Origin of the sequence: Anaerovirgula multivorans, from assembly GCF_900188145.1 — a bacterium.
Lineage (GTDB): Bacteria > Bacillota > Clostridia > Peptostreptococcales > Natronincolaceae > Anaerovirgula > Anaerovirgula multivorans.
Map to the genome: position 1 here is coordinate 1 of NZ_FZOJ01000047.1, position 24,091 is coordinate 24,091.

Sequence of the window (24,091 nt, forward strand, 5' to 3'; positions counted from 1 at the left end):
TTATATTTTTAAAAAAATTTACAAGACAAAGTCGGTACAACTCTCATGAGTCATACCGACTTATTTTATTGGCTATCTATTTCCCGATATCCCCTACATATGTTTTTTGGCTTCAACTAACATTTCATTAGCTTGTTCCATGAATTCAACAGCTTTCTTAATATAATTGCCAACCTCTTCTTTTTGAATTTTGTTACACTTTTCTACCCACTCTAAAAAATTATCTTGATGAGACTTATTGTGATTAATCCAGTGAACCAACAAAACTCTTAAAGTTTTCTCGTCATGACTTAAGCTGCTTTCATTACAAGAATCATGAGAATGATGATGATCATGTTGACTTGAGTCGTGATTATTACAGCATTCATGGGTATGTTCGTGTGAATGATGATGATGATTATGTTCGTGAGTATGTTCATGATTGTGTTCGTGAGTATGATTTTTATCGTTGCAACACATAGTAAAACCTCCTTTTATTTGCCTTTACTTTTACTATTTAATATTAAATTCTTTTTTCAATAAATCGATAGCATCTTTAATTAGCAGCATTAAAGGTTTGTTTTCTAGCCCCACCAATTCAAAATTCTCAGGTGAAATGGGAAGCAATATTTTAAAAGCATCAGCATCACAAACAGCTGCTGCCATCTTATCAGTTACTTCTCCCATCATTCCATTAGGAATAATAATAGAAAGAGGACCTATAATAGCATTCGCTTTTTTTACAGAAACTACAATAGCATTCTCTCCAGTAGCACCCTTGTTAGCATGATTTTTTAACATTACTGAAGTTGCAGCGGAATTTGTTCCTAGGCCGTAAATTTCAAAATAGGAGGGAAGTTCCTGTCTTAGATAGTTTACAATTTGCCCACCAATGCCGCCTCCCATACCGTCTATTACTGCAATAATCATTCCTTTATCCCCCGATAGTATTTAATTTATTTTTCTGAGATAATTATTTTATGATCAATTAAGCGTATTTCTTTAACTAAGCCTTTAACGATTTTTTGTTCCCCCAAAAGATCAGCTAAATAAACTTGATCATTTTCAGGTTTCATGTATACAACATTTTCCATAATCTTTTGCTCACCCTTATCAGTAATTAAATAGGCAGTTGATTCACACATGTTCAGCCCTCCATTTTTTTAGATTTATATGATGTTTATTAACAGATGTTCGCCTCTGAATTTTAATATACTAAGGGCAAAACCGTAGACCATGTATGTTAAAATTCGAGGATAGAAGCAAACTATATGTATCCTTGTTAAAATCATATCATAATTAGAGAAATGTAGTCAATGGATGTTTTTTAGAAATATGTTAAAAATTTGACAAATCTAACGAAAGAATACAAGCTATAGGCATACGCTCCAAAATTTTAATATACTAAGGGCTACATTTGCAGTCCTTGGCTATGGTTTTCAACCGAGGGTGAAACCGCGGGAACGTGTATTTTTATTAATGAAAAAAACCCTATAAAGAATAGGGTTTTAAGCTCTAATTTCAGACATGATGTTCATAGCAAACTGTTTAGCTTTTTCCTCAATGTTATCTACACTTAGGATTGCCTCAGGATCATTAGCTGTTTCCATAATTGCAAAGTAAGGGGGTAACCTAAAACCTTTATTCATATTGAGGGCACTGATAAGCTGTTCAGCAACAGCGTCACTTCCTGAATTTCCGGATACGATAACTGCAAAAAGTGTTTTGTCGTGAAACTTAATTTTTCGATAAAGTGCTGTTAGACGATTGATTACTGCCGTTAGATTTGCTGAAACAGCATCATTATAATTAGGGCAGACCCACACAATAGCATCAGCTTTTTCAATAGCAGGATAAATTTCTTGAATCATCATACCTCCATAATAGCAGCTATCTCTTAGGCCGTAATATTTACAAGTGTTATAGGGACACCCAATACAATCCAAGACAGTACCATTTTCTACATGTAATTCTTCAATGTCGCAGCTAGACAGATTTTGTTTAATCATGTGCCACAGCATTAAAGTATTTGAGGTATGTTGGGAGCTTGAGTGTAAAGCTAAAATTTGTGGCTTTTTAATCAATTTAGGAGAGTTTGCAATAAGCCTATCAATTAGATGCCGAGACAGCTTCACGGATATTTCTTCAAGAGATAAATCAAATGTTTTCTGCCAAGTAAGGAAGTTATGGAGACTGGCAGTTGCTTCCACTAAAGAATGACCAATAAAGCTACATCCAAGCTGATTCGCTGCAAAAATCACAGATTTTGCTGTAGTTTTAGTATAAAGCTCGCTAGCACTATGGATTAACAAGGCAGCTGTTGAATTAGCTAAGGCAGTATTACCTCTTGCCATAAGAGAAGCAAGAATCTCGTATAATGGAATATTAAAGCCACTATCATCAAGTTCAATAGCAAATAGTATTTTCTTATTTTTTAAATCAGGCATATTTTTATTATCGGTTATGAGGGTGATGTCAGTCTTTTCTACAGCTGTGGCAACCATTTTTTTAAGCTGCTCTGAAACTTCACCTGGCATAATTATATGAATCATACCATTGCCCCCAATTTTAAATATGTATTTTCAAGTCTTTTCAACAAAAGTTCTGGCAAATACAATCTTTCTATTTCTATACCTGATGAGTTCAACCTATTTTTTGCACCCATATATACTCCTCCCATATAAGTGGTACTATAATGCCAATCTCCTTTAATGGTAGCTAGAATAGAAAGACTACCAGAGGATAGAGCTGGTGCAATATAGGGCTTGAAGCCAGTTTTTCTTACTTCCAGGTTAGCGGTTTTAGCTTTATTGGTTAAATATAAAGATAAGGACTCATTGTAATGATGAACACTATCTGCAATAACTAAGTCTTCACCATGGGGGCCAAAAGCTCTTCCTTCATCTAAATAATGAAGAGTTTTAGGATTTTCTTTTGCATAATAAACGGCACGAGCATGCATTACTCCAAGTCCATAACCTCTAATTTGCTCAGGGGCAAGACCTTTAAAATCGTAATTTCCTTCGTCATCTTGATTGCTGGCGGTTAATAAAGCTTTACAGAGTAAATCTACTGGATCAGAAACTACCGCAAAGATTCCTTTGAAATTATTTTCCCTGGCCTTCTTTCCAAAAGTTTTGATAATTTTAGCATTCTCCTCAAACTGGATCATCCTTACATCCCTTACCTCTGTACCGATTGGGGGAACTCCTTTAGCAATACAGAATACAAACATATCACAGTCAAATAATTGATCCTCATCAATAGCATCGACCCCAGGGAAAGATAAATTTCCGGGGCAATAGACTTGATTCATTTCATAACACCAACGTTGTTTTTTATCAGTTGTTCTATCGTATACTCCAATGGAATCGATATATTTACCCCCCATTAAATGCAGACCCATTAGAAGTGTCCCACCTACATCACCTAACCCTGCGATATTTACTCGCCATTTAGAAGGAGGAGTATATAGAAGGCGTTCTTGCCAATCAGGAAACTCTGTGTTAATAGCCATAATTTTTCTAGCTTCAATCTTTTTTGCTAGCCAATCAATTGGTTCTTCATGAAAATCCTTAGTCGAATTAATTTGAAGTAGATTTAACCCTTCTTCTCTAAGATGTAACAAAGAAAAATCATCAATACAGAAGGATCTCCTAGATTTAATGGGGTCCATAGAGTATAAAAAATATATCAACTCTTTACAGTGTTTTACTTCCTCTTCTGTAATTCTATGAATTCCTTCATACTCTTGAAAAGAAAATAAAAGCTTATTATAATGCTTATAATAGAACAAGAAATCATCTCCTTTCGTTAGTAGTAATGAAGCTATACTCTAATCGTTTTAATAACTCTAAATCTTTTTCAAGATGCGTAGAAGGATTTATATTAAAATCATAGGATACATTTTTGCCTTGATCAGGACATCTAGGATATAAGAATACTTCTCCAAGTAATGAGAGAGTCAATTTTCGCTCATTAACTTTTTGATAGGTTATTTCCAGTACCCTCAATATATCTAGAGCATTTTCAATACATATTAAAGAAAGATCATATATACTATCTTCAGTTACTCCTTTAATAAAGAAGGGAGATGTATAGGGCAATATCAAATTTATAGAGGGAATAAGATTTTTCTTCGGGAATACACCCCTCCAAAGGGTGTCACCCCCTATAAACGGATACAACAGTGCTTCATTAAACCATAGTCTTAACTTTGGAACAAAATAAGCACTATCAACTTCTCTATTTTGTATCTCCATTAATTCTTTACCCCTGCCTGACAGCATACCAACAATTATTTTTCTAACATGAATATTTTCACTTTTAAGTATAGGATCCAAGGCTTTAATTCGATAGCCTTTATTTAACAAATCATCGACAAGAATAACAGGTCTATCAAAGGAATGGATCATCCTAATTTGTTTAACTAAGTCTAAATAATAGGGGAAAGGGCCTATTGTAAAACGATTCATATCGGGTGCAAACATTTTTTCGGTGTGTAGCGTTTTAGTAACAGTATTAGGCACAATAGCTCTATTGAGGATGTTTCCAAAAGGAACGCACATGGAAGGACCTAACCTTCTGGGGTTCAACTGAACAGGTGGAACCTCGTTTTCTCTGCATATTTTTTTTACAAGTGTTTCTTCAACAACATCCCTATCAAAAGAAATAACTAAGTGGCCAGGATATAGCTTTGTTAAAGCTTCTTGTAGTCTTTTCCTAGTTTTGCTAATAACAGCTTTTACATTTTCATTACTTCTAAAAGGTTCTTTAATAATAGTTTGAACATCAAGATATAAGCTGCAAGGATTTGTCATATTGACAGCTAAAACTGAATCATTGCCTCTTGAACAAGATAATTCTTGAAATCCATGGAATTTCAAAATATTATAAAGTTTATGAGGAATATGTTTTTCTATTTTGTTTGTAAAAATACCATACCCATAATCATTTCTTATCCAGTAAGCTAATGTTTCAGTCAATATAACTTGATATAAATGGTCAACATCAGCATCTTGACAGAGAAAAATACCATCTAGTGAGATAATTCTACCGGTATAATCTTCCCTTATACATTGAGAAATATTACTATCTTTGAACTCTTGGTAAATGGAATCAGAAGGTATCCAATGAAAAATTGAATATCCTAGAATTTTCCCATTATCCCTTACATCTCTTAATAAAATGATATTGGCGTTAGGTTTTTGACTAATAGCCTCAATATTTTTAAAAGCTTCATTATAATTCTTATGAAATAATGAGGCTATATTGTTAATCAACTCATAGTTAAAGTGATCTCTAACTTCAATATCATAAGAAATTGTTTGCAGTAATGATTTGTATTGAGGTTCCTTTCTATATAGATTATTGTTGTATACATATTTTTGAGATAAAGGATCTATTAATTTAGATATATCTCTATTTTCATCAATATAATTTCTAATTTGGGTTGAACTAATGTCTTCATATTGAGGTGGTAGGTTCAACTTAATTATAGGCTGTTTAATATTTTCAAGAGCTTGTTCTAAATTTGCAACTTTTTCATTATCATAATCATCACTGCGTCTTTCAAAAATAATGTGAGCAAAATCGGTTACTGTATTTTTACTTTGAAGGCTCTTGTAGGCTGAAGCATTTAGGATTACATCACTCCCCACTACAATGTATACTTCAGACTGATGAAAGTTATTTCTTAAATTATTCAAGTCGTTAGCATTTGTGAGATTTGCCGGAAAATCTTCAGGATAAATATAAATATCCATTTCATCTGCAATTGACATATTCATAATGTTTTTTCTTATTAGATTTGGTTGCATGCGCTTTGACCAAGAAAATTCATCGACTGCAAGATAAACTTCAAAACCTAAATTTCTAATGGCTCTTGCTATCTCCTTATGTCCTAATGTAAAGGGATCAAAGGACCCAGGGAAAAAGGCAACCTTATCAATAATTTTCAATTGTATTTCTCCATGCAAAAATCTATAATCTGAAATAAAACGATATATATGATTTAGTCCTGCAGAGTTCGTTAAAAATAGCAGTTCATTTTCTTCCACTTCTGTTAAGAGGGTTAGTATTTTTTTTGCTGTTAATTGGAAGATATCATATTTTTCTTGTAGTGTTAATGACGTTGCACCAAAGATGTCTTTGCCAATAACACTAAAGGATACCTGTTTTATTTGAAGGTTATCATGAACAAGACCGTTTAACAGAATACCTAACATCGTAGATAGACGTTTATTATATTTTTCATCATCTTCTTTAAATATTTCTCTATACTTAGAATAACTTGAAATAAATACCCCAATTGTTTTTAATAATAAAGAGTTGATCTGTGTATTGGCATGTTTTATTTTTTCGATTAAATCACCAATGATTTCATCAAGTTCTAAGGGTTTCAAAAATACAATAATTTGTCCTAAATAATTTGGAATATACTTTGTAAACTGAGCACCTTCTATTTCAAGGGTGCGAAGCAGTTCAATTGCAATATCATTTCTTTGTTCTATAGGTAGATATGGAAAGACCTTCACTAAAGCTTCCCCAGCCTCACTTCTTACATTTTCTACAGCACTAACCTTCAAAAGATTGCAGAAATGCAGTGCAACATATAACTTATCAATAACATCATTTTCAATAGCATAATCTAAAAGCAATTCCACATGAAATTTCTTTGTTACCCAATTGGTTTCTGTTTTAAGATTGTTTAAAAACATTTCAGAGGCTTTATTAATGTCTTCTATGTAAAAGCTACAAGCTTTTTCATGAATCTCACTTTCCATTGATAATGCATTTGCTATCTTTAGATATAAGTAATTCTCTGCTGGAATAGAAGACATGTCGATTTTTGATAGAAGACTATGGATCAAGTTGTAGATTTCAGATTCTTTTGAGACATATTTAGCCAAAAAGTTTAAAGTATCAAGAGCAGAAATCCGAATATCATCATTTGTATCTTTTAGAGCTTCTAGCAAATATTTCACAATTGTTTCAAAATAAGGAAATTCAGTGTTTACTGGAAGATGTTTTAAGTTTTCCATTAATACAATCCTGATATCTGTCTCATGGACTATATCATTGTCATAATAACTAATAATGATTTTCTTATAGTCTTCTATAAGACTTTCCTCACAGCTATTGAATAAAGAAAATATAAAGGTGCTCATACTATACCTAATCCAACGACGATGTAAAGGTATGATTTTGTGATCTGGATACATAAATAGTTTCATATATTTATCTACCAGTTCGATACTTATTATTTCTGGAGGCGCCAGTGTTAAACCAGTAGGAATTTCTTTCCGATAGCCTTCGTCAAATACGGCTATCAAACTACCTATAATTTGAGCACTTTGCTTTCGGATATCTTCTTCCGGATGTACCAGTTTTTCATATAAAAATCTAATTGCAATTATTTTCTGTTTTTGAGTTAAATAGGTACTATACTCCTGAAATATATCTAAATATTCTCTTAAAATCTTAGGATCTTTTTGAGCTCTAGCAATTTCAACAATCTCATTCAAACTAGTTTCATCACGAAATTTATACATTAAATGAATATTGTGATGAATAGCAGTGTAGTTTAAATGATTTGCAATGGCTTTTCCATGTAATAAAGGATAAAATATTTTTTCATTCTCTAAATCATTTTGAGAAGGGCTATGAGGATCAACATTTATCCCTATATTTACTAGAAAATCTTCGAAGTCCTTTAGTTTGATATACACCCCTTTATACCTACGTTCTTTTGCTTCATCAACATTATCTAATTTGTTTAATATGACATCGAAGGAACTAGTGAGATTCGTAATCTGCATCTGCTGCTTATTCTGCTGATTTTGAATGTTTTTCACTCTAAAATCGCAATAAATTAGTATAAGAGACTCGATAGATAAGTTTTCTAGTTCAAGATCCCATACTGAATGATTGAGAGCAATATGCCCAATATAAGGAATGTTGTTATTTTTAAACCATTGATCCGTATAATAATAATGCAAATAGGCTACTCTTTTTGATTCAGAGCTTCTGCAACCATATTTTCCAATATCATGACCTGCTGCTGCACCTGAAACTCTACCTAGGTCCAAATGAATACCTTTATTTAATAATTGTTTTGCTATGAAAACAGCAAGAAAATGAACACCACAAACATGATCCAATGTGTTATGTCCAATAATTTCATAATTTAGCTTCATCATTTCATAGATAAACTGCTTGTTAAAACTTATCACAAAAGATCGATATTCAGTAACATTCATTAAGCTATTTTCTTCTTCAGGAGAAATTAAATGTAGCGGATAAGTACTTTGGAAGCTATTAACATGTAAAATTTTTTCATAGTAGGAAATAATCCTTAAGGTTTTTAAATAGACATAACAACCTCCACTTAATTGATTGTCCAGACTTATTTCAACAGAATTAGGAAAAGAAAGGCTTAGGACAAATTGATATATGTATTTAAGAGGTTCTTCAGGAGTCTTTTCTCCCCATAAATCTTTTAAAATATCTTCCAGCAAAAAGTAAACAGCATTACAGGTGTAATCTTTGTTTTCAAGAATCTTAGACAAATTACTAGTAAAATCATGACCTTCTATATGACCTTTCAAAATATCATTTTTAATATGATATTCCTTTAGAAAAGTTGTATCTAAAAGGGTAGCAAATATTTCTTCATAAATCTCATTCATTTTAGACGTGTACATGGACTTTTCCCCCTATGGATAGTTATCTATTAATAATTATATCCTATTACTCTTATTAATAAAGATAGAAATTAAAAAAATTCACAATCTTAATGCACCTTTTCAAAAATCACGCATAAAAAAAGTATAGACATAATAAAAATTATAGAGCGAGGAGGTGATAGTATATTAAATGAGCTTTTATCCTTATGCATTGCAGTCACATTATTAGTTCCGACAATCGGTGATACAACAGAAAATTATTATTTAGAACTGAGAGATCAAGTACAGCTAGAAGAAGAGACACAAGCAGAAAAAGAGATAGAAGAAGATTTTGAAACCATAGACGAAGAAAATTTTCAAGATATTAAGATAGATACTAAAGAAGCAACAGAGATCGACTATAAGGTGGCCTTAAAGGAGCTAGGATATTATAAAGAAGATTATCAAAGTCAAGACATAAATATGAGAAACGCAATAGTACGATTTCAAAGCGATCTTAACCTTAATGTAGACGGCTCATTTGGTAAAATTTCATTAAAAGCTTTAGAAAAACGAATGATAGATGAAAATTTTAAATATCCTGATGATGTTGATAATCCTCCTACTGATAAAGAATGGATAGTAATTAATAAAACCAAGAGAATACTTACCTACTATAGAGGTAAAGAAGTAATAAAAAAATATCCGATAGCCCAAGGAAAAAATCCTTCCTATACACCTGAAGGTAAGTTTACGATTGTAAATAAAATGGTGAATCCTAGATGGGGGGGAGCAGGTATAGCTACTCCAGTAGCAGGAGGTTCTCCTGAAAATCCATTGGGCTATAGATGGATGGGTGTATCCTACAAAGGAGGAGGTTCTATTGGGATACATGGCAATAATAGTCCTACATCTATTGGAACAAATGCATCTTTAGGTTGTATAAGAATGATAAACTCTGATGTTGAGGAGTTGTTTGAAGTAGTTAAACTTAACATCCCTGTATGGATTGGCAGCCATGAAAAGCTTCAACAATGGGGTGTGTATAATAACAGTTATATAGATTAAAGAATGTTAAAAAAGCAATAATAAATAAATATATAGGTAACCAATTTAAAACTTTAATTGCACTCTGTGAAAGTGACTGACAGCAAATCAAAGATTTGGGTCATCTACTTTTGATATACACGGTCTACGGTTTCGCCCAAAACCATGGGCTGCAAATGTAGCCCTTAGTATATCAAAATTTTACCTTGTATAAGCGACTGACATGAAATCACAGATTTCAGTCATCTGCTTAACTTCTGTAGTTGGTTACCCATAATTATAGTAAAATGTAAAAGTTAAACTCTATTCCAATCTGAGTAAAGGGTTGCCATAAATCTATTTGTGGTAACTCTTTATCATTGCACTCTGTGAAAGTGACTGACACCAATATTTTAAAAGGCCTTGAAGAAATATAAAAAAAGTAATATGATACAATAAATAAGTGTATGGTATAATTGAGGTTAACAAAGGAGAAAGATTCAAGAGGTGAGAATAAGTGAATGATAAAAGCTTAAAAGTATTAGAATATACAAAAATTATTGAAAAACTAGTAGAAAAGTGTACATCTTCCTTAGGAGTAGGTGTAGCTAAAAAATTAAAGCCTATAAATGATGTAGAGAAAATTAGAAACTTACAAATTGAAACCAGTGAAGCGCAAAGCATTTTACTAAAAAGGGGTAATCCTCCTTTATATGGAATACATGATGTAATCCATTTGGTTAGAAGAACAGAAATTGGTTCATATCTGGATCCAGGTCAGCTGTTACATTTAAAGGATACTTTATCTGTAGCAAGAAAGCTAAAACAATTTTTTAGAGAGGATTATGAAAAAGAAGAGGTTCAATACCCAATCATTCTAGGATTAATTAGAACTTTATGCACTATAAGAGAAGTAGAAGAAAAAATTGATTTATCTATATTAAGTGAAACTGAAATAGCTGATCATGCGTCTTCAGAATTAAAAAATGTTCGCCGAATGATGTCTTCAAAAAATGATGCGATTAGAAATAAGTTAAATACGATTATCAACTCTACCTCCTATCAAAAGTATCTACAGGATGCAATTGTAACTATTAGACAGGATCGTTTTGTTGTTCCAATAAAACAAGAGTTTAGAGGACAGTTTCCAGGTTTGGTACATGATCAATCCTCCAGTGGTGCTACCCTATTTATTGAGCCGATGGCGGTTGTAGAATTGAATAATGAATTAAAGGAATTGAAAATAAAAGAAAAAAGAGAGATTGAAAGAATTTTAATGGAGATTTCCTCAATGATAGCAGAACGAGGAGAAGAGATTAAAGGTAACCAAAGTATTCTAGAAGAATTGGACTTTATTTTTGCTAAAGGTAAATTGTCGTTAGAAATGAAGGGAATAGAGCCTGAATTAAACCAAATGGGCAAAATAAAGATTAAAAATGGCAGGCATCCATTATTAAAATTCGATGAAGTCGTTCCAACAAATATTTGGTTAGGTGAAGACTTCCGAATTTTAGTTATCACTGGGCCAAATACAGGAGGTAAAACCGTTACATTAAAAACTGTAGGGCTGCTTAGTTTGATGGCTCAAAGTGGACTACATGTGCCAGCGGATTATGGTACAAGACTAGCGGTGTATGATCATGTTTTCGCAGATATTGGAGATGAGCAAAGTATTGAGCAAAGCTTAAGTACCTTTTCTTCCCATATGACTAATATTGTTAGCATACTAAATGAGGTCACTAAGAATTCATTAGTTCTGTTAGATGAATTAGGAGCTGGTACGGATCCAACAGAAGGTGCCGCTTTAGCGATGGCTGTTTTAAATCATTTAAGAAACTTAACAGCTTCTGTAGTTGCTACTACCCATTATAGTGAGTTGAAGCAGTATGCCTTAATAAAAGAGGATGTAGAAAATGCCTCTGTAGAATTTGATGTAGCTACACTAAGACCAACCTATAGATTATTGATTGGAGTACCTGGTAAATCAAATGCTTTTGAAATATCTAGAAAGCTTGGTCTATCTTCATCATTAATCGAAGAGGCAAAATCTCTTTTGACAACAGAAAACATTGAATTCGAAGATTTATTGCACAATATTGAAAAGAACAGGACAGAAACTGAGAAAGAACGAAGTGCAGCTGTTACATTAAGAATAGAAGCTGAAAATTTATTGAATAGCTATCAGGAAAAGAAAGAGAAATTTGATTTACAACGTGATAAAATTATTAGAGATGCAAAAAAAGATGCCTTAAAGATTATTAAAGAGGCAAAACAAGAGTCGGAAGAGATTATTGAGAATTTAAAAAAAATAAGGCTTGAAGCAGAAGAGAAAGAAATGAATCGAAGGGTTGAAGAAGCCAAAAAGCACATGGATAGTAAGATGAATGACTTGTCAGAAGGCTTCAATGATGGCATTTTTACAAAGACCAGTAAAAAACCTCCAGAAAACCTTAAGGCAGGAGAGTCTGTCAAAGTATTATCTCTAGACCAAATAGGACATGTTATCGAACCACCTAATGCAAATGGAGAAGTTTTTATACAGGTAGGTATCATGAAGATGAATATACCTGTTTCCAACCTAGAAAGAATAAAGGAAAAAAGCCAGGGAAAACAAACGGGTATTAGTAAAATTGTAAAAACAAAAGCTACAAATATCAAAAGTCAGTTAGATATAAGAGGTAAAGATTTAGAAGAATCGTTTGTTGAGGTGGATAAGTATCTAGATGATGTTTATCTAGCGGGACTAACAGAGATAACGATTATTCATGGAATAGGTACAGGCGTATTAAAATCAGGAATCAAACAGATGTTAAATAGACATAAGCATGTTAAGAGTCATAGAGATGGTAAGTACGGAGAAGGTGGTGCAGGGGTGACCATCGTACAAATCAAATAGGATTAAAGAATTTTATAATTAAGGTAGGTGAAGAGATGATTTTAGTTAGTGCTTGTCTTTTAGGTGTAAATTGTAAATATAGCGGTAAAAACAATGAAAATTTAGAAGTTATTCAATTAATTAAGAAAAAAGGTGGTATACCAGTTTGTCCTGAACAATTGGGAGGATTGACTACTCCTAGGTTACCTGCTGAGATCAAAGGGGGGGAGGGAATGGATGTATTGTGTGATTCTGCAAAGGTGATTCAGAAGGATGGTGTAGAGGTTACAGAAGCTTTTGTTAAGGGTGCTAAGGAAACCTTGAAAATAGCTGAAGATTTTGAGGTTAATCAGGCGATATTAAAGGCAAGAAGCCCTTCCTGCGGTATGGGACAAATCTATGATGGATCTTTCTCAGGGGTTTCAATAAAGGGGGATGGCGTGACAGCTGCTCTATTAAAAAGCAAGAATATAACTGTCTATACTGAAGAAAACATAGCAAAAATTCTACAATCTATCGATATCTAAGTATAAATTAGTTGATTGTTGAAAAAATATATGGTATATTAATTATCAAAGTTAATAATGGAATATATCAATGATGAGGACAGTAGATATGAAGATTGTTCCAGCGAGTCAGAGTTGGTGTAAGTCTGACACATATTTATATTGAAGCGCACCTCAGAGATCCTATCCGAATATTGTTAGTAGGATAAGGCGGTTTTCACCGTTATTGGAAGCAAGAGTGGGCGTAATGCCAATCAGAGTGGTAACACGGGATAATTCTCTCGTCTCTAATTATAGGGATGGGAGTTTTTTGTTTTTTTTTTATTAAAGTTATATAGGAGGTTAGAAAATGATCGATTTTAAAAAAGAAGCAGCAAAAATGTTGAAACAACATATAGCAGACGTACAAGAGTCTGAAATTCTATCTATGATAGAAATTCCACCAAATCCTAACATGGGAAATTATGCCTTTCCTTGTTTTAAATTGGCAAAGACATTTCGGAAAGCACCACAGGTTATTGCAGAAGAACTTGCTAATTATATCAAACCAAATACATATTTTGAAAAAGTGGAGCAAGCAGGGGGATATGTAAATTTCTATACCCATAAGGCAACGCTTGTACATGAAACGTTAAAAGATGTTTTTGAAAAAAAAGAGAAATATGGAAGTAGTGATTTAGGAAGAGATAAAAATGTTATCGTAGAATTTTCTTCACCAAACATCGCAAAACCCTTCCATATTGGACACATACGAAGTACAGTGATAGGAAACTCTATTAATCGAATTTATAAATTTTTAGGGTTTAATACGATAGCAATTAATCATCTAGGAGATTATGGAACTCAGTTTGGAAAATTAATAGTAGCTTTTAAAAGATGGGGAAATGCAGAAGAAGTTAAGAAGAATCCTATACCAAGCTTGTTAAAATTGTATATCCAATTCCATGAGGAAGCAGAAAAAGAGCCTAACCTAGAAGAAGAAGGTAGAATGTGGTTTAAGAAGCTAGAAGAGGGAGACGAAGAAGCATTAAAACTATGGCAATGGATTAGAGAAGTTAGCTTAGAAGAATTTAATCGAGTGTATAATATGCTAGGGGTTTCATTTGATTCCTTAGCGGGGGAAAGCTTTTATTCTGATAAAATGCCGAGAGTATTAAAAAAGATGGAGGATTCTAATATCTTAGAAGAATCACAGGGTGCAGATATTGTTAATTTGGAACCCTATGGATTACCTCCTGCATTAATCAGAAAGAAAGACGGTTCAACTTTATATATTACTAGAGACATTGCTGCAGCCATCTATAGAAAAGAAACCTATGATTTCTATAAAAATATTTACGTTGTAGCTTCTCAGCAAAACTTACATTTTGAGCAGTGGATTAAAATTATAGAGATGATGGGCCATGACTGGGCACAGGATTGTATTCATGTACCATTTGGTTTAGTTCGATTAGAGGAAGGAACCATTGCCACTCGAAAAGGAAGAGTAGTATTTTTAGAGGACGTGTTAAAAAAGGCAGTAGAAAAAACCAAGGAAATCATTAAAGAAAAGAATCCAAGTATTGAGAATTTAGACCAAATTGCAGAAGATGTAGGGGTTGGTGCAGTCATATTCCAAGAGTTATCAAATAATAGAATTAAGGATTATACCTTCTCATGGGAAAAGGTTTTAAATTTTGAAGGAGAAACAGGCCCTTATGTTCAATATACTTATGCAAGAGCAGGCAGCGTGATTAGAAAGGCGAATGTAGTGTTAGATCATGAAATAAATGCTAGCCTCTTAACCGATGACGTGACTATGGAAGTGATCAAGGCAATACAACAATTCCCAGAGATTATTATAGATGCACAAAGAAAGAATGAACCATCTATTATAACAAGACACATTATTGATATAGCACAAACCTTTAATCGTTTCTATCATGATCACCCTATATTAGTAGAGGATGAAGAATTAAAAAAAGCTCGTTTAGCTATTGTGTACATTGCAAAGCAAGTTATTGAAATAGGTCTATATCTAATTGGCGTGAAATCTCCCGAAAAAATGTAAAATGCAGCCTATGGCTGTATTTTTTTAGAAATTTTGTATAATATTCAAGCTTTTAATATAATAGAAACAATGATTCAGTAAATAGGAGGGAGGACTTTACTATTGAAACAAAAATACTAAATTCTCTATTATGGATGGCATACGGTGATGCCCTAGGATTTTTAAATGAAAATCAAGAAAAAAAGTCATTAACCTTAAAGAATTTTGTATATAGGTACAACGATCATCTATCAATGAAAAAACCAGCAGGACAGTATAGCTATATTACAGAGTTGATGTTGATTACAATAAAGTGTCTTGTGGATCATGGCACAGCGTTGAAGGTTACAGTAGATTATCCTCGATTTTATGAGGAATTAAAACTATGGAGATATTATCGACATGGCACTCCACCACCAATTTTAGCAAGGTTGGAGGAGAAAAACTACTATAAAAGCACTTATTATTGGGAGGATAGAAATTGTTGTGGCATAAGTAGAATTATTCCCATCCTTTTAGCCAATAAAAACTATCGTGCTGCTGAGATAGAAGTCTATAAAAACATGATCTATATCAATAGGCATCCTAAGGTAATTCTAACAGGATTGCTTTTGTTAAGAACTGGATATATACTTTTGGAAAACCACTTCATTGACGAAGACGAATTAATACAGCAGTTAAAAAACTATTTAATACATATGCAGCTACAACAATTAAATGAGAACATGAAAGGCAGTTTACCTAATCATTACAATCTACAATTTGAAAAAGAAAAAATCCAGTATCTAATGGATTTAGATCGATACAAGAATAGGAAGGATGCTGAGAACAAATCTAAACAAGGCCTGATATTAAACAGCATAGAGATTTATTATAACCTTAGTGAACAAGATACACCAATGATTGAAGACCTTTGCTGCGATTATGGAAAAGAAGAAATAGCTATAGCTTTTTGTTTGTGGGGTATGAGTGGTAAAGAATATGATACAACAAATGCTTCCTTAAAGGATGAGATATTTATTTGTGAAATGGGAAAATTCTTAAGTAAGTTGAGGAATTTTGAAGGAAATCGGAAAGCTTATGTTAGTCAAGATAAAATGATAGATCTATTTCAACTTGAAAAAAATAGTATGATCCAGCATCCAATTTTAAATATGCTTAAGATAAAAGAAAAGGAAGAAACTAAAGAATATATCAAATTACTGGTACAGACAAAATCCTGTATAAATACCTTTGTAAAAGATAAAACAAGGCAATAGTACGTTGCCTTGTTTTGATACTTAACAATTCTTTTCTAGATAACTTATGAATTCATCCTCTGTGGTATTGGTAAGCATACTCAGTTGCTTTACTATTGAATTCTTTAGTTCAATAAAGGAAGAAACCTTAGTATTTTCACCTGTATATTCAAGGGCTTTAATAATCATCAGCATATCTCGGTTAGAAATCTCTTCAATTGAAATCTTACTAAATTCGTCCATAATAACTCTCCCCTCTATTTGCCAGAACTTAATAAATATATTTCTACAATAAATGTAAAAAACCTTCAATTTTCTACAAATATTTTTATGATAAATAAAAAGTAGATGACTCAAGTCTTTAATTTGGTGTCAGTCACTTTCACAGAGTGCAATAAAAAAGACACTCAGCCAACCAAGTGTCTTATAAACAACATAATATCTAAGCAGCAACATTGCGATAGTTATTGATCGTAGTATGGTAAACAATATAAGAGGCTACTAGGTTAGCAGCTTCCATAGAACTTTCGAAATCGTTGACGAAACTTTCTTCCTTTAAAGAATAAATGGAATGCAATGTGTCTAATAAAGACTGTATAGAGTAGGAAGTTCTATTATCTATATTAAAGTCTGTATTAGTAATATTGATGTTCTTCTCATAGGATTGATAGAATTTATGCAACTTATTTTCATATTGTAAATGATCTAAAAAATGACTCTTATAGGTCTTGCGATCGTTATGAGGGAGACAGAAATAGTCAGCCACATAATGAGTCACGATACCGATTTTTTTCGAAAATAATTTAATATGTTCTTTATTATCTGCTAATGTAAGCTGAGACAGTTGATAAATTTCATTACATATATGATGGAAGGATTGCGGTTTAAAATGTTTCAATCCTGCTAGATGTAATGGAATATCAGGCTTAATACTTCCATATACTAAATTTTTTTTATCCAATTCTACATTGAAATTTTTTTTAATACTTTCATACAGATGTGTTGCTATAACAATATGACTTTGAGGTAACACTAAAGAACCACCTTTCTATGAATTGCAGTATGATCTACATACAATAGTATTATATTGAAAAAATGGTAATAATACAATAGGATTTACATAAAATTTACGATTATACTAGCTTTTTATAAATATTTGGCATGAGATATTACAAAATAATGGATGAGCTCTTAAATATAGGTTAATCTATGCTATAATAAACATGGATATTAAGATTTGAAATATTGTTTTCAGAAAGAAGGCTATAGATATGAAGTTACTCTTAACAACATTAAATGCCAAATTTATTCATACTAACCTGGCAATTAGATATCTAAGAAATTCCATAAATGATAGTGATATAAAGATTGAACTAGTTGAATTTACAATTAACCATAGTCAAGAATATATTATTAAGGAAATATATAAGCTGCAACCTGACATTGTGGGTTTTTCCTGTTACATATGGAATATAGAAATGATTCATCAAATAAGTAGATTGTTAAAGAAAATTATGCCCGATATAACAATCATATTTGGAGGACCCGAGGTTTCCTTTGAAGTCAAACCAATGATGGAATTAAACGATGCAATAGATATTATTGTTATGGGAGAAGGAGAAGAAACTTTTCCTAAATTAATTCAGTCTCTTAAGAATAATGAAGATTACTCTGAAATTCCTTCTATAGCATTTCGGGCAAGAGGAGAAGCCTTTATTAATGACGATTGCTTACCTCAAATAGAAATGGGAAGAATTCCTTTTCCATACGGGGAAGAAAAAATAGATCAGGACAAGATTGTCTATTATGAAAGCTCGAGAGGATGTCCTTTTCAATGTCAGTACTGTCTATCATCTTCTTTTCAAGGAGTTAGATTTAGACCACTAGAAATGGTTAAAAAGGAAATTAAGTATTTTATAGATCATGAAGTAAAACAAGTTAAATTTATAGATAGAACTTTCAATGCAAAAAAAAGCTATGCTATGGAAATCATGCAATACATTCTTCAACATAATAGAGGAAAAACCAATTTTCACTTCGAAGTGACAGCAGATCTAATTGATGACGATATGTTAGAGTTTTTATTAACAGTACCTGTTGGTTTATTTCAATTTGAGATAGGCATTCAATCCACTCATGAAGAAACACTGCATGCTATACAAAGAAAAATGAATTTTGAGAGACTGCAGAAGGTAGTCAATAAAATATCTAGGGGAAAAAACATTCACCAGCATTTAGATTTGATTGTTGGGTTACCTAAAGAAGACTATTTTACTTTTAGAAAATCCTTTAATGACGTATTTTTATTAAAACCTGAAAAATTGCAGATAGGATTTTTAAAACTATTGAAAGGATCTGGTATCAGAAAAGATGCTAGAAAATATGGATACATCTATGATGAATATCCCCCCTACGAGGTGCTAGAGAACGAGGCGATTTCTTATGGAGATATTATTAGATTAAAAGGAATAGAAGAGATGGTAGAGGTTTATTGGAACAGTAGGATGTTTAATAGTAGTGTAGAAGTTATGGTAGAAGGCTGTTATAATACTCCATTTAAGTTTTTTGAAAATTTATGGCTCTACTGGGAAGAGAAAGGATATCATCATCAAGCCCATGGGCGTAATAAACTATATGAAATTCTATTAGATTTTTATCAACATCATAGCTTTGAAAACATTAAGGCTTTTAAAGAAATATTAAAGTTTGATTATATCAAACATAACAAAACCACAACGCTGCCAATGTTTTTTCAAACTACCCATAATTCTATATTTAAGGACAAATGCCATAGGTTTCTACAAAATACTGATAATGTGCATCGTTATTTACCACAGTATACCGATTTACCAGCTAAACAAATTATAAAGAAGATACACTTTGAAAAATTTCAATACAATGTTATAGAAATAGAGAATAACCCTAAGACCCTAAGAGACGCTAAAGAAGAAACTAGTATTGTATTATTTGATTATAAGTTGGATAATAAAGCTATAGATTATTGCAAATATTTTCTCTTGGAGAATATTGAGTTTTAACAGCAGTACAGTGTATAATAAATTACTATAGAGGAGATGATGGAAAATGGATATAATAAAAGATTTGTTGTATACAAATAAAAAGATTTTTAAGACTGCTTTAGATAGTACTTATAAAAACTGGCCAATCATTTTTACTGGATTGTTTTATACTATAGCATCTATTATACTTGCAGTATTATTACCTTTTTTCTGGATATTAGGAGGATTAGTAGGGATTGTTGTTATGAGTGCACTAGTTTCTAACTATTTATACTTAATCAATTGTATTATAAAAAGAAATAAATTTGATTTCCGAGATTTCAAGGATGGGTTTGGGGCATATTTAAGAAAAGTATGGGGTGTATCCTTTATCGGTTGGGTAGCTTTACTGATTATAAACACCTTTCTAATGCCTGGTTTTAGACGTGGATTCCAACCTATGGCTTTAGGTGTGATTATTAACTTTTTAGTTTTTGCTCTATTTAATGCCTTACCTGAAACCATCTATCAAAAGTATTATAACCCATGGGAGTCTATAACCTATGCTGTAGAATTTGTTAGGGATAATTGGATAGAGTGGTTTATTCCTAATATAGCTTTAATAGGGATACTATATCTGCTTACTGGCAACCTATTAACAGGGATATTCAATTATCATTTACCTCTTAGCATGATATTTTCACCAATGGGAATTATATTATATCTGATAGGACAAATATGGTTCTCTTTCATGATGATCTATCGGGGATATCTATTTGAAACATTGAGTACCAGCAATAGAAGAAAGCGATTGTTCATGAGAGAATTCTAATGAACAGGGACAATAAAATTATTATGTAAAGTATTTTGTGGTTTAAGGGGGATGACTATGAAGGTTCTATATAGAAGAGTAGAGGGCGGGGATATTGAGGAAATATTAATGCTGTTTAACAAGTTGAAAATTGAATCTGCTGAGGTCACATTTGCTGATGTTGTTAATAAGAGGGAAATTGAAGAATGGTTGATGAATACAAATTATTATTTATATATAGCAGAAGTTAATAAAAAGATAATCAGTATTTTCAGAGGGGTAAGAGGCATAGCAGAAAAAAATCACTGTATCTTACTAACCATAGCTACAGATCCTCAGTATAGGAGCCTAGGGATTACTAAAAACCTCATTTTATATAGCTTGAAAGATATTAAGGAAAGAGAAAGGAATATAGTCTTAGCCCGAGCTTATGTATATAATAATAATAATAAATCATTAAATACTCTGATGAGCTGTGGCTTTACTGTCTCTGGAAGTGTTTATCAACATCACTATGATAAAAAAACCGGGTTATATATCGATGACATTATTCTTCATAAGATATTGCAGTGAAGAAAAACTAATATGTGGAGGGAATAAATGAAATTTTTAATAGATCGTTACTTATTAAGAAACACTGAGGACTTATCCTTTATCCATTTAAAACAAAATGCAGAGTTAAAAATTCCAAATTATCAATTGCCCGAAGGGGGACTTGAACTACCCATCTTCATAGAGGAATTAGCAAACAATATAAAAACAAAAGATGAGAATAGAATAATCACTGTGGGAGCTATTATTAGGGGAATTATTTATTTGTTGGGGATAGATTCTACATTTAAATATAAGGATGAGTATATCAAGTTTTTATACGCAGCAAATCCTGAAATAGAGAAATATATACTAAGTGAAGGAATAAAGGCATTAGAAAAAGATGAACAATTGAAAGCAGTGATTTATTCTAAATCTTTGGTTTTGATAAATCCCACAGATACAAAAATACTATTAAACTATGTACTGACATTATTACAGTATAGGGATAAGGAACTAGTACAGAAGAGAAAATCCTTTGATGCATACACAGATGAAATAAAGGATAAATTAGAAATATTACTAAATATAGATAGTCAACAACCTTTAGCCTATTATTATTTAGGATTCATTTATAAAGATAGAAAGCAGTATACTAAGGCAAAGCTCCATTGGGAAAAGGCGTTAACTTTAAGCTTGGAAGAAAACTTAAAGGAACAACTTAATGAACTATTGCGGCAGTTAGAAGATATGGTTCAATATGAGAATGGCTATGAGGCAATTTTATCAGAGCGGCCTCAAGAAGGATTACCACTTTTAGAAGAATTAGAGAAGAAATATGAAGAATGGTGGAATCTTAAGTTTTTTATTGGATTAGGTTATCGTCAACTAGGTTCATTTCACGAAGCAGTTCAATACTTTAATAAGGTATTGAATATAAAAGAAAATCAAGTAGATGCCTTAGCTGAACTAGGCTTATGCTATGCTGCCTTAGGGGAAGTACAAAAAGCAATTAAAATATATCATCAAGTAATTGAATTTCAAGGGGATAATAACGAAATCCTATGTAATTTATCTATGCTATATCTACAGCTTGGTGACATAGAAAAGGCTAGAAAGTATATTAATACTTCTTTAGGAATTAATCCCCATGATGAAATTACTTTATCATGTAAGAAGAAACTAGATGATATTGATGAAGGAATTAATTTAGCTTAACAAAAGAAATATACCAAAACATATTGAATTTGGACAGACAAAAGACAGCAACAGATTATAATGGCTGTCTTTTTGTTGAAGTTTTCTATGATATTATAGCTTTTAAAAAAATAAGAATTAAGAGGAAATGATTACTTTGTATAGAATACATATACTATCGACAGTTGTTAAAAAATTTTAGACGATAAACAAAATTAATAATTTGAGGTGATGATATGATTAAAACATTAGGAGATATAGTCAAAACAGCACAAGAGCAACCAAAGATGAAACTAGCTGTAGCCGCTGCACAGGATAGTGATGTTTTACAGGCGGTGGTGGAAGCAAAAGCGCGAGGGATTGTTGATGCTATACTAATCGGAAACGAAGAAGAAATTAGAAAGAGAGAGACTGAAAACAATTTAGATCTAAGCACATTTACGATTATCAATATTCCTGATTTAATGGAATCAGCCCTGGAAGCTGTGAAATTAGTTTCAACTGGTGAAGCTGATTTTGTTATGAAGGGATTATTAGACACCGCTATCTTATTAAAAGCAGTCCTTGATAAAGAAGTAGGACTTCGTACAGAAAATCTTCTAAGTCATGTGATGGTATATGAAGTGCCTACTTATCATAAGCTACTGTTCTTAACTGACGGAGGAATGAATATTGCTCCATCATTAGAAGAAAAGAAAAGCATTCTGACAAATGCTATTGTGGCAGCGAGAGCTATGAACAATAAGGAAGTGAAGGTTGCTTGTTTAGCAGCGAAAGAAAAGGTAAGTGATAAGATGCAAGCTACCATAGATGGAGATAAGTTAAAACAATTATCTGGAGAAGGATATTTTGGAGAAAATGTTTTAGTAGAGGGACCTATCGCGTTTGATCTGGCTATTTCTAAAAACGCAGCAGAAATAAAAAAATTTAGGAGCCCAGTAGCTGGAGAAACAGATATACTCTTAGTTCCTACTATTGAAGTAGGAAATGGAATAGGGAAAGCTTTAAGCTATCTAGCAAATGCAAAGTCAGCTGGTATTATTATGGGGGCTAAAGCTCCAGTAGTTTTAGTATCTAGGGCAGACGACGCTGAAACAAAGTTATATTCTATTGCTCTCGGAAGCGTTATTGCGGCTGCAAAATAGTTTGAAATAATATGCCATAGTATCAGTAAAAAATTATTTTATTCTATTAACAACTATGTAAAGGGGTAGGACATATGATCCTATCCCTTTAATGAATCCTGTGCTTTTAATCATTAACCTAGAGAATACAGATTAAAAAGAAATAGACTTTAAAACAATGATCGGTTTAACATATAGAAAAAGCTTGCAGATGTTAACTGAAAAGTTGTTCAGTTAGAAATACTACAAGAAGGAGACGACAATAAGATAAGAATTTATATAGTATTCTATGTAACAATGATTACAGCGCTAATATAATTTAATAAATTAGAAAAGATTGACTATATAAGCAGGAAAACAATGCGTATAAATTTTCTAAAAAAGCTTACACTATAGTTTAGTGAGCTAAAGAAATATAAGTCTAGATGAATTTGCGAAAAGTCATTGACAAATCCCCTGAAATATGGTATATTAATTAACGCTAGGAGAGAAATCTTAGCTGTAGCTATTGAAAAAAGTCGTCTTCTGGGCGACCAAAATAATCTAAAAAAATAGCTTGACAGGGAACGCGAAATCTGGTATAGTAGTAAAAGTCGCTATAAGCAAGGGGCGGCGGGTAAGAAACAAAAAAACTTTAAAAAAAGAGTTGACAAGCAAGAGAGATTCTGATAAAGTAGTACGAGTCGCCGCAGAAACAGTAAAATCTATATCATATAAAGAGAAGCTGGTAAAACAGCAGAGAAGAAAACAATAAAAAAGTGTTGACATAATACGATGGATATGATATAATAATAAAGTTGCTGAAAAGCGGCGGATGATAAAAAGGTCTTTGAAAATTAAACAGTATAGATATTAAGCCAGCAACCTGAAAGATTCTGATGAGTCTTTATAGAGTTAAGAAATTAAGGAAGTTATAAATTTTATGTTTCCTTTAGTAATTTAAAACCAAAGGAAACGAAACATAAAATTTCTAACAAAGTAGCTAACACAAAATCATAGATTTTGGTTACAATACTTTTATTAAGAGTTTGATCCTGGCTCAGGATGAACGCTGGCGGCGTGCCTAACACATGCAAGTCGAGCGAACCGATTTATTGGAAGCCTTCGGGT

18 protein-coding genes, 1 rRNA gene and 1 other annotated feature are annotated in these 24,091 nt (G+C 32.2%); of the genes, 11 read left to right on the forward strand and 8 right to left on the reverse strand.

The window, feature by feature from the left end; all coding sequences use genetic code 11:
• Positions 1-93 precede the first annotated feature (93 nt).
• From CHB72_RS23620 to CHB72_RS23645, 6 genes are all read right to left on the reverse strand, one after another.
• Positions 94-459 (reverse strand): zinc transporter, encoded by a 366-nt coding sequence (locus CHB72_RS23620; protein ID WP_089285332.1) that lies wholly within the window; start codon positions 457-459, stop codon positions 94-96.
• Between the two features lie 33 nt (positions 460-492).
• The gene (locus tag CHB72_RS23625; protein ID WP_089285333.1) at positions 493-909 is read right to left on the reverse strand and encodes a DUF3842 family protein; all 417 of its coding nucleotides are present in this window, start codon (positions 907-909) and stop codon (positions 493-495) included.
• 26 nt (positions 910-935) lie between these two features.
• Positions 936-1,124, reverse strand: coding sequence for a CooT family nickel-binding protein (locus CHB72_RS23630; protein WP_089285334.1), 189 nt, complete (start codon positions 1,122-1,124; stop codon positions 936-938).
• Between the two features lie 363 nt (positions 1,125-1,487).
• On the reverse strand, positions 1,488-2,531 hold the full coding sequence (locus CHB72_RS23635; protein ID WP_089285335.1) for a flavodoxin family protein: 1,044 nt from the start codon (positions 2,529-2,531) through the stop codon (positions 1,488-1,490).
• Positions 2,528-3,775, reverse strand: a complete 1,248-nt coding sequence (locus CHB72_RS23640; RefSeq protein WP_089285336.1) for a lactate/malate family dehydrogenase — start codon at positions 3,773-3,775, stop codon at positions 2,528-2,530. Before CHB72_RS23640 ends, CHB72_RS23635 begins: the two co-directional genes overlap by 4 nt.
• 4 nt (positions 3,776-3,779) lie before the next feature.
• Positions 3,780-8,684, reverse strand: a complete 4,905-nt coding sequence (locus CHB72_RS23645; RefSeq protein ID WP_089285337.1) for a nucleotidyl transferase family protein — start codon at positions 8,682-8,684, stop codon at positions 3,780-3,782.
• Positions 8,685-9,071: 387 nt separating this feature from the next.
• On the opposite strand from CHB72_RS23645, the gene CHB72_RS23650 reads away from it, so the two are divergent.
• From CHB72_RS23650 to CHB72_RS23670, 5 genes are all read left to right on the forward strand, one after another.
• A complete protein-coding gene (locus CHB72_RS23650; RefSeq protein WP_089285338.1) occupies positions 9,072-9,713 on the forward strand; it encodes a L,D-transpeptidase family protein in 642 nt (213 codons plus the stop codon).
• Between the two features lie 475 nt (positions 9,714-10,188).
• Positions 10,189-12,567, forward strand: a complete 2,379-nt coding sequence (locus tag CHB72_RS23655) for an endonuclease MutS2 (protein WP_089285339.1) — start codon at positions 10,189-10,191, stop codon at positions 12,565-12,567.
• A 35-nt stretch (positions 12,568-12,602) separates the two neighbouring features.
• Entirely contained in the window at positions 12,603-13,073 is a 471-nt protein-coding gene (locus tag CHB72_RS23660; protein WP_089285340.1) for a DUF523 domain-containing protein, read from the forward strand.
• Positions 13,074-13,134: 61 nt separating this feature from the next.
• Positions 13,135-13,344: a binding site (T-box leader), on the forward strand.
• 57 nt (positions 13,345-13,401) lie between these two features.
• On the forward strand, positions 13,402-15,102 hold the full coding sequence (argS, locus tag CHB72_RS23665; RefSeq protein ID WP_089285341.1) for an arginine--tRNA ligase: 1,701 nt from the start codon (positions 13,402-13,404) through the stop codon (positions 15,100-15,102).
• A 134-nt stretch (positions 15,103-15,236) separates the two neighbouring features.
• Positions 15,237-16,340 carry an ADP-ribosylglycohydrolase family protein gene (locus tag CHB72_RS23670; RefSeq protein ID WP_089285342.1) on the forward strand — a complete coding sequence of 368 codons (1,104 nt, stop codon included), beginning with the start codon at positions 15,237-15,239 and terminating at the stop codon, positions 16,338-16,340.
• 21 nt (positions 16,341-16,361) lie between these two features.
• On the opposite strand, the gene CHB72_RS23675 is transcribed toward CHB72_RS23670, so the two are convergent.
• Positions 16,362-16,562, reverse strand: a complete 201-nt coding sequence (locus tag CHB72_RS23675) for a hypothetical protein (protein WP_089285343.1) — start codon at positions 16,560-16,562, stop codon at positions 16,362-16,364.
• A 199-nt stretch (positions 16,563-16,761) separates the two neighbouring features.
• On the reverse strand, positions 16,762-17,352 hold the full coding sequence (locus CHB72_RS23680) for a zinc dependent phospholipase C family protein (protein ID WP_089285344.1): 591 nt from the start codon (positions 17,350-17,352) through the stop codon (positions 16,762-16,764).
• A gap of 238 nt (positions 17,353-17,590) precedes the next feature.
• On the opposite strand from CHB72_RS23680, the gene CHB72_RS23685 reads away from it, so the two are divergent.
• The 6 genes from CHB72_RS23685 to CHB72_RS23710 form a co-directional block, all read left to right on the forward strand.
• Positions 17,591-19,357, forward strand: a complete 1,767-nt coding sequence (locus tag CHB72_RS23685) for a B12-binding domain-containing radical SAM protein (RefSeq protein ID WP_089285345.1) — start codon at positions 17,591-17,593, stop codon at positions 19,355-19,357.
• A gap of 46 nt (positions 19,358-19,403) precedes the next feature.
• On the forward strand, positions 19,404-20,150 hold the full coding sequence (locus tag CHB72_RS23690; protein ID WP_089285346.1) for a hypothetical protein: 747 nt from the start codon (positions 19,404-19,406) through the stop codon (positions 20,148-20,150).
• Between the two features lie 57 nt (positions 20,151-20,207).
• On the forward strand, positions 20,208-20,702 hold the full coding sequence (locus CHB72_RS23695; RefSeq protein WP_176431579.1) for a GNAT family N-acetyltransferase: 495 nt from the start codon (positions 20,208-20,210) through the stop codon (positions 20,700-20,702).
• A gap of 27 nt (positions 20,703-20,729) precedes the next feature.
• Entirely contained in the window at positions 20,730-21,878 is a 1,149-nt protein-coding gene (locus CHB72_RS23700) for a tetratricopeptide repeat protein (protein WP_089285348.1), read from the forward strand.
• Between the two features lie 215 nt (positions 21,879-22,093).
• Positions 22,094-23,002 carry a bifunctional enoyl-CoA hydratase/phosphate acetyltransferase gene (locus CHB72_RS23705; RefSeq protein WP_089285349.1) on the forward strand — a complete coding sequence of 303 codons (909 nt, stop codon included), beginning with the start codon at positions 22,094-22,096 and terminating at the stop codon, positions 23,000-23,002.
• 995 nt (positions 23,003-23,997) lie between these two features.
• Positions 23,998-24,091, forward strand: a 16S ribosomal RNA gene (locus CHB72_RS23710); the annotation flags it as partial.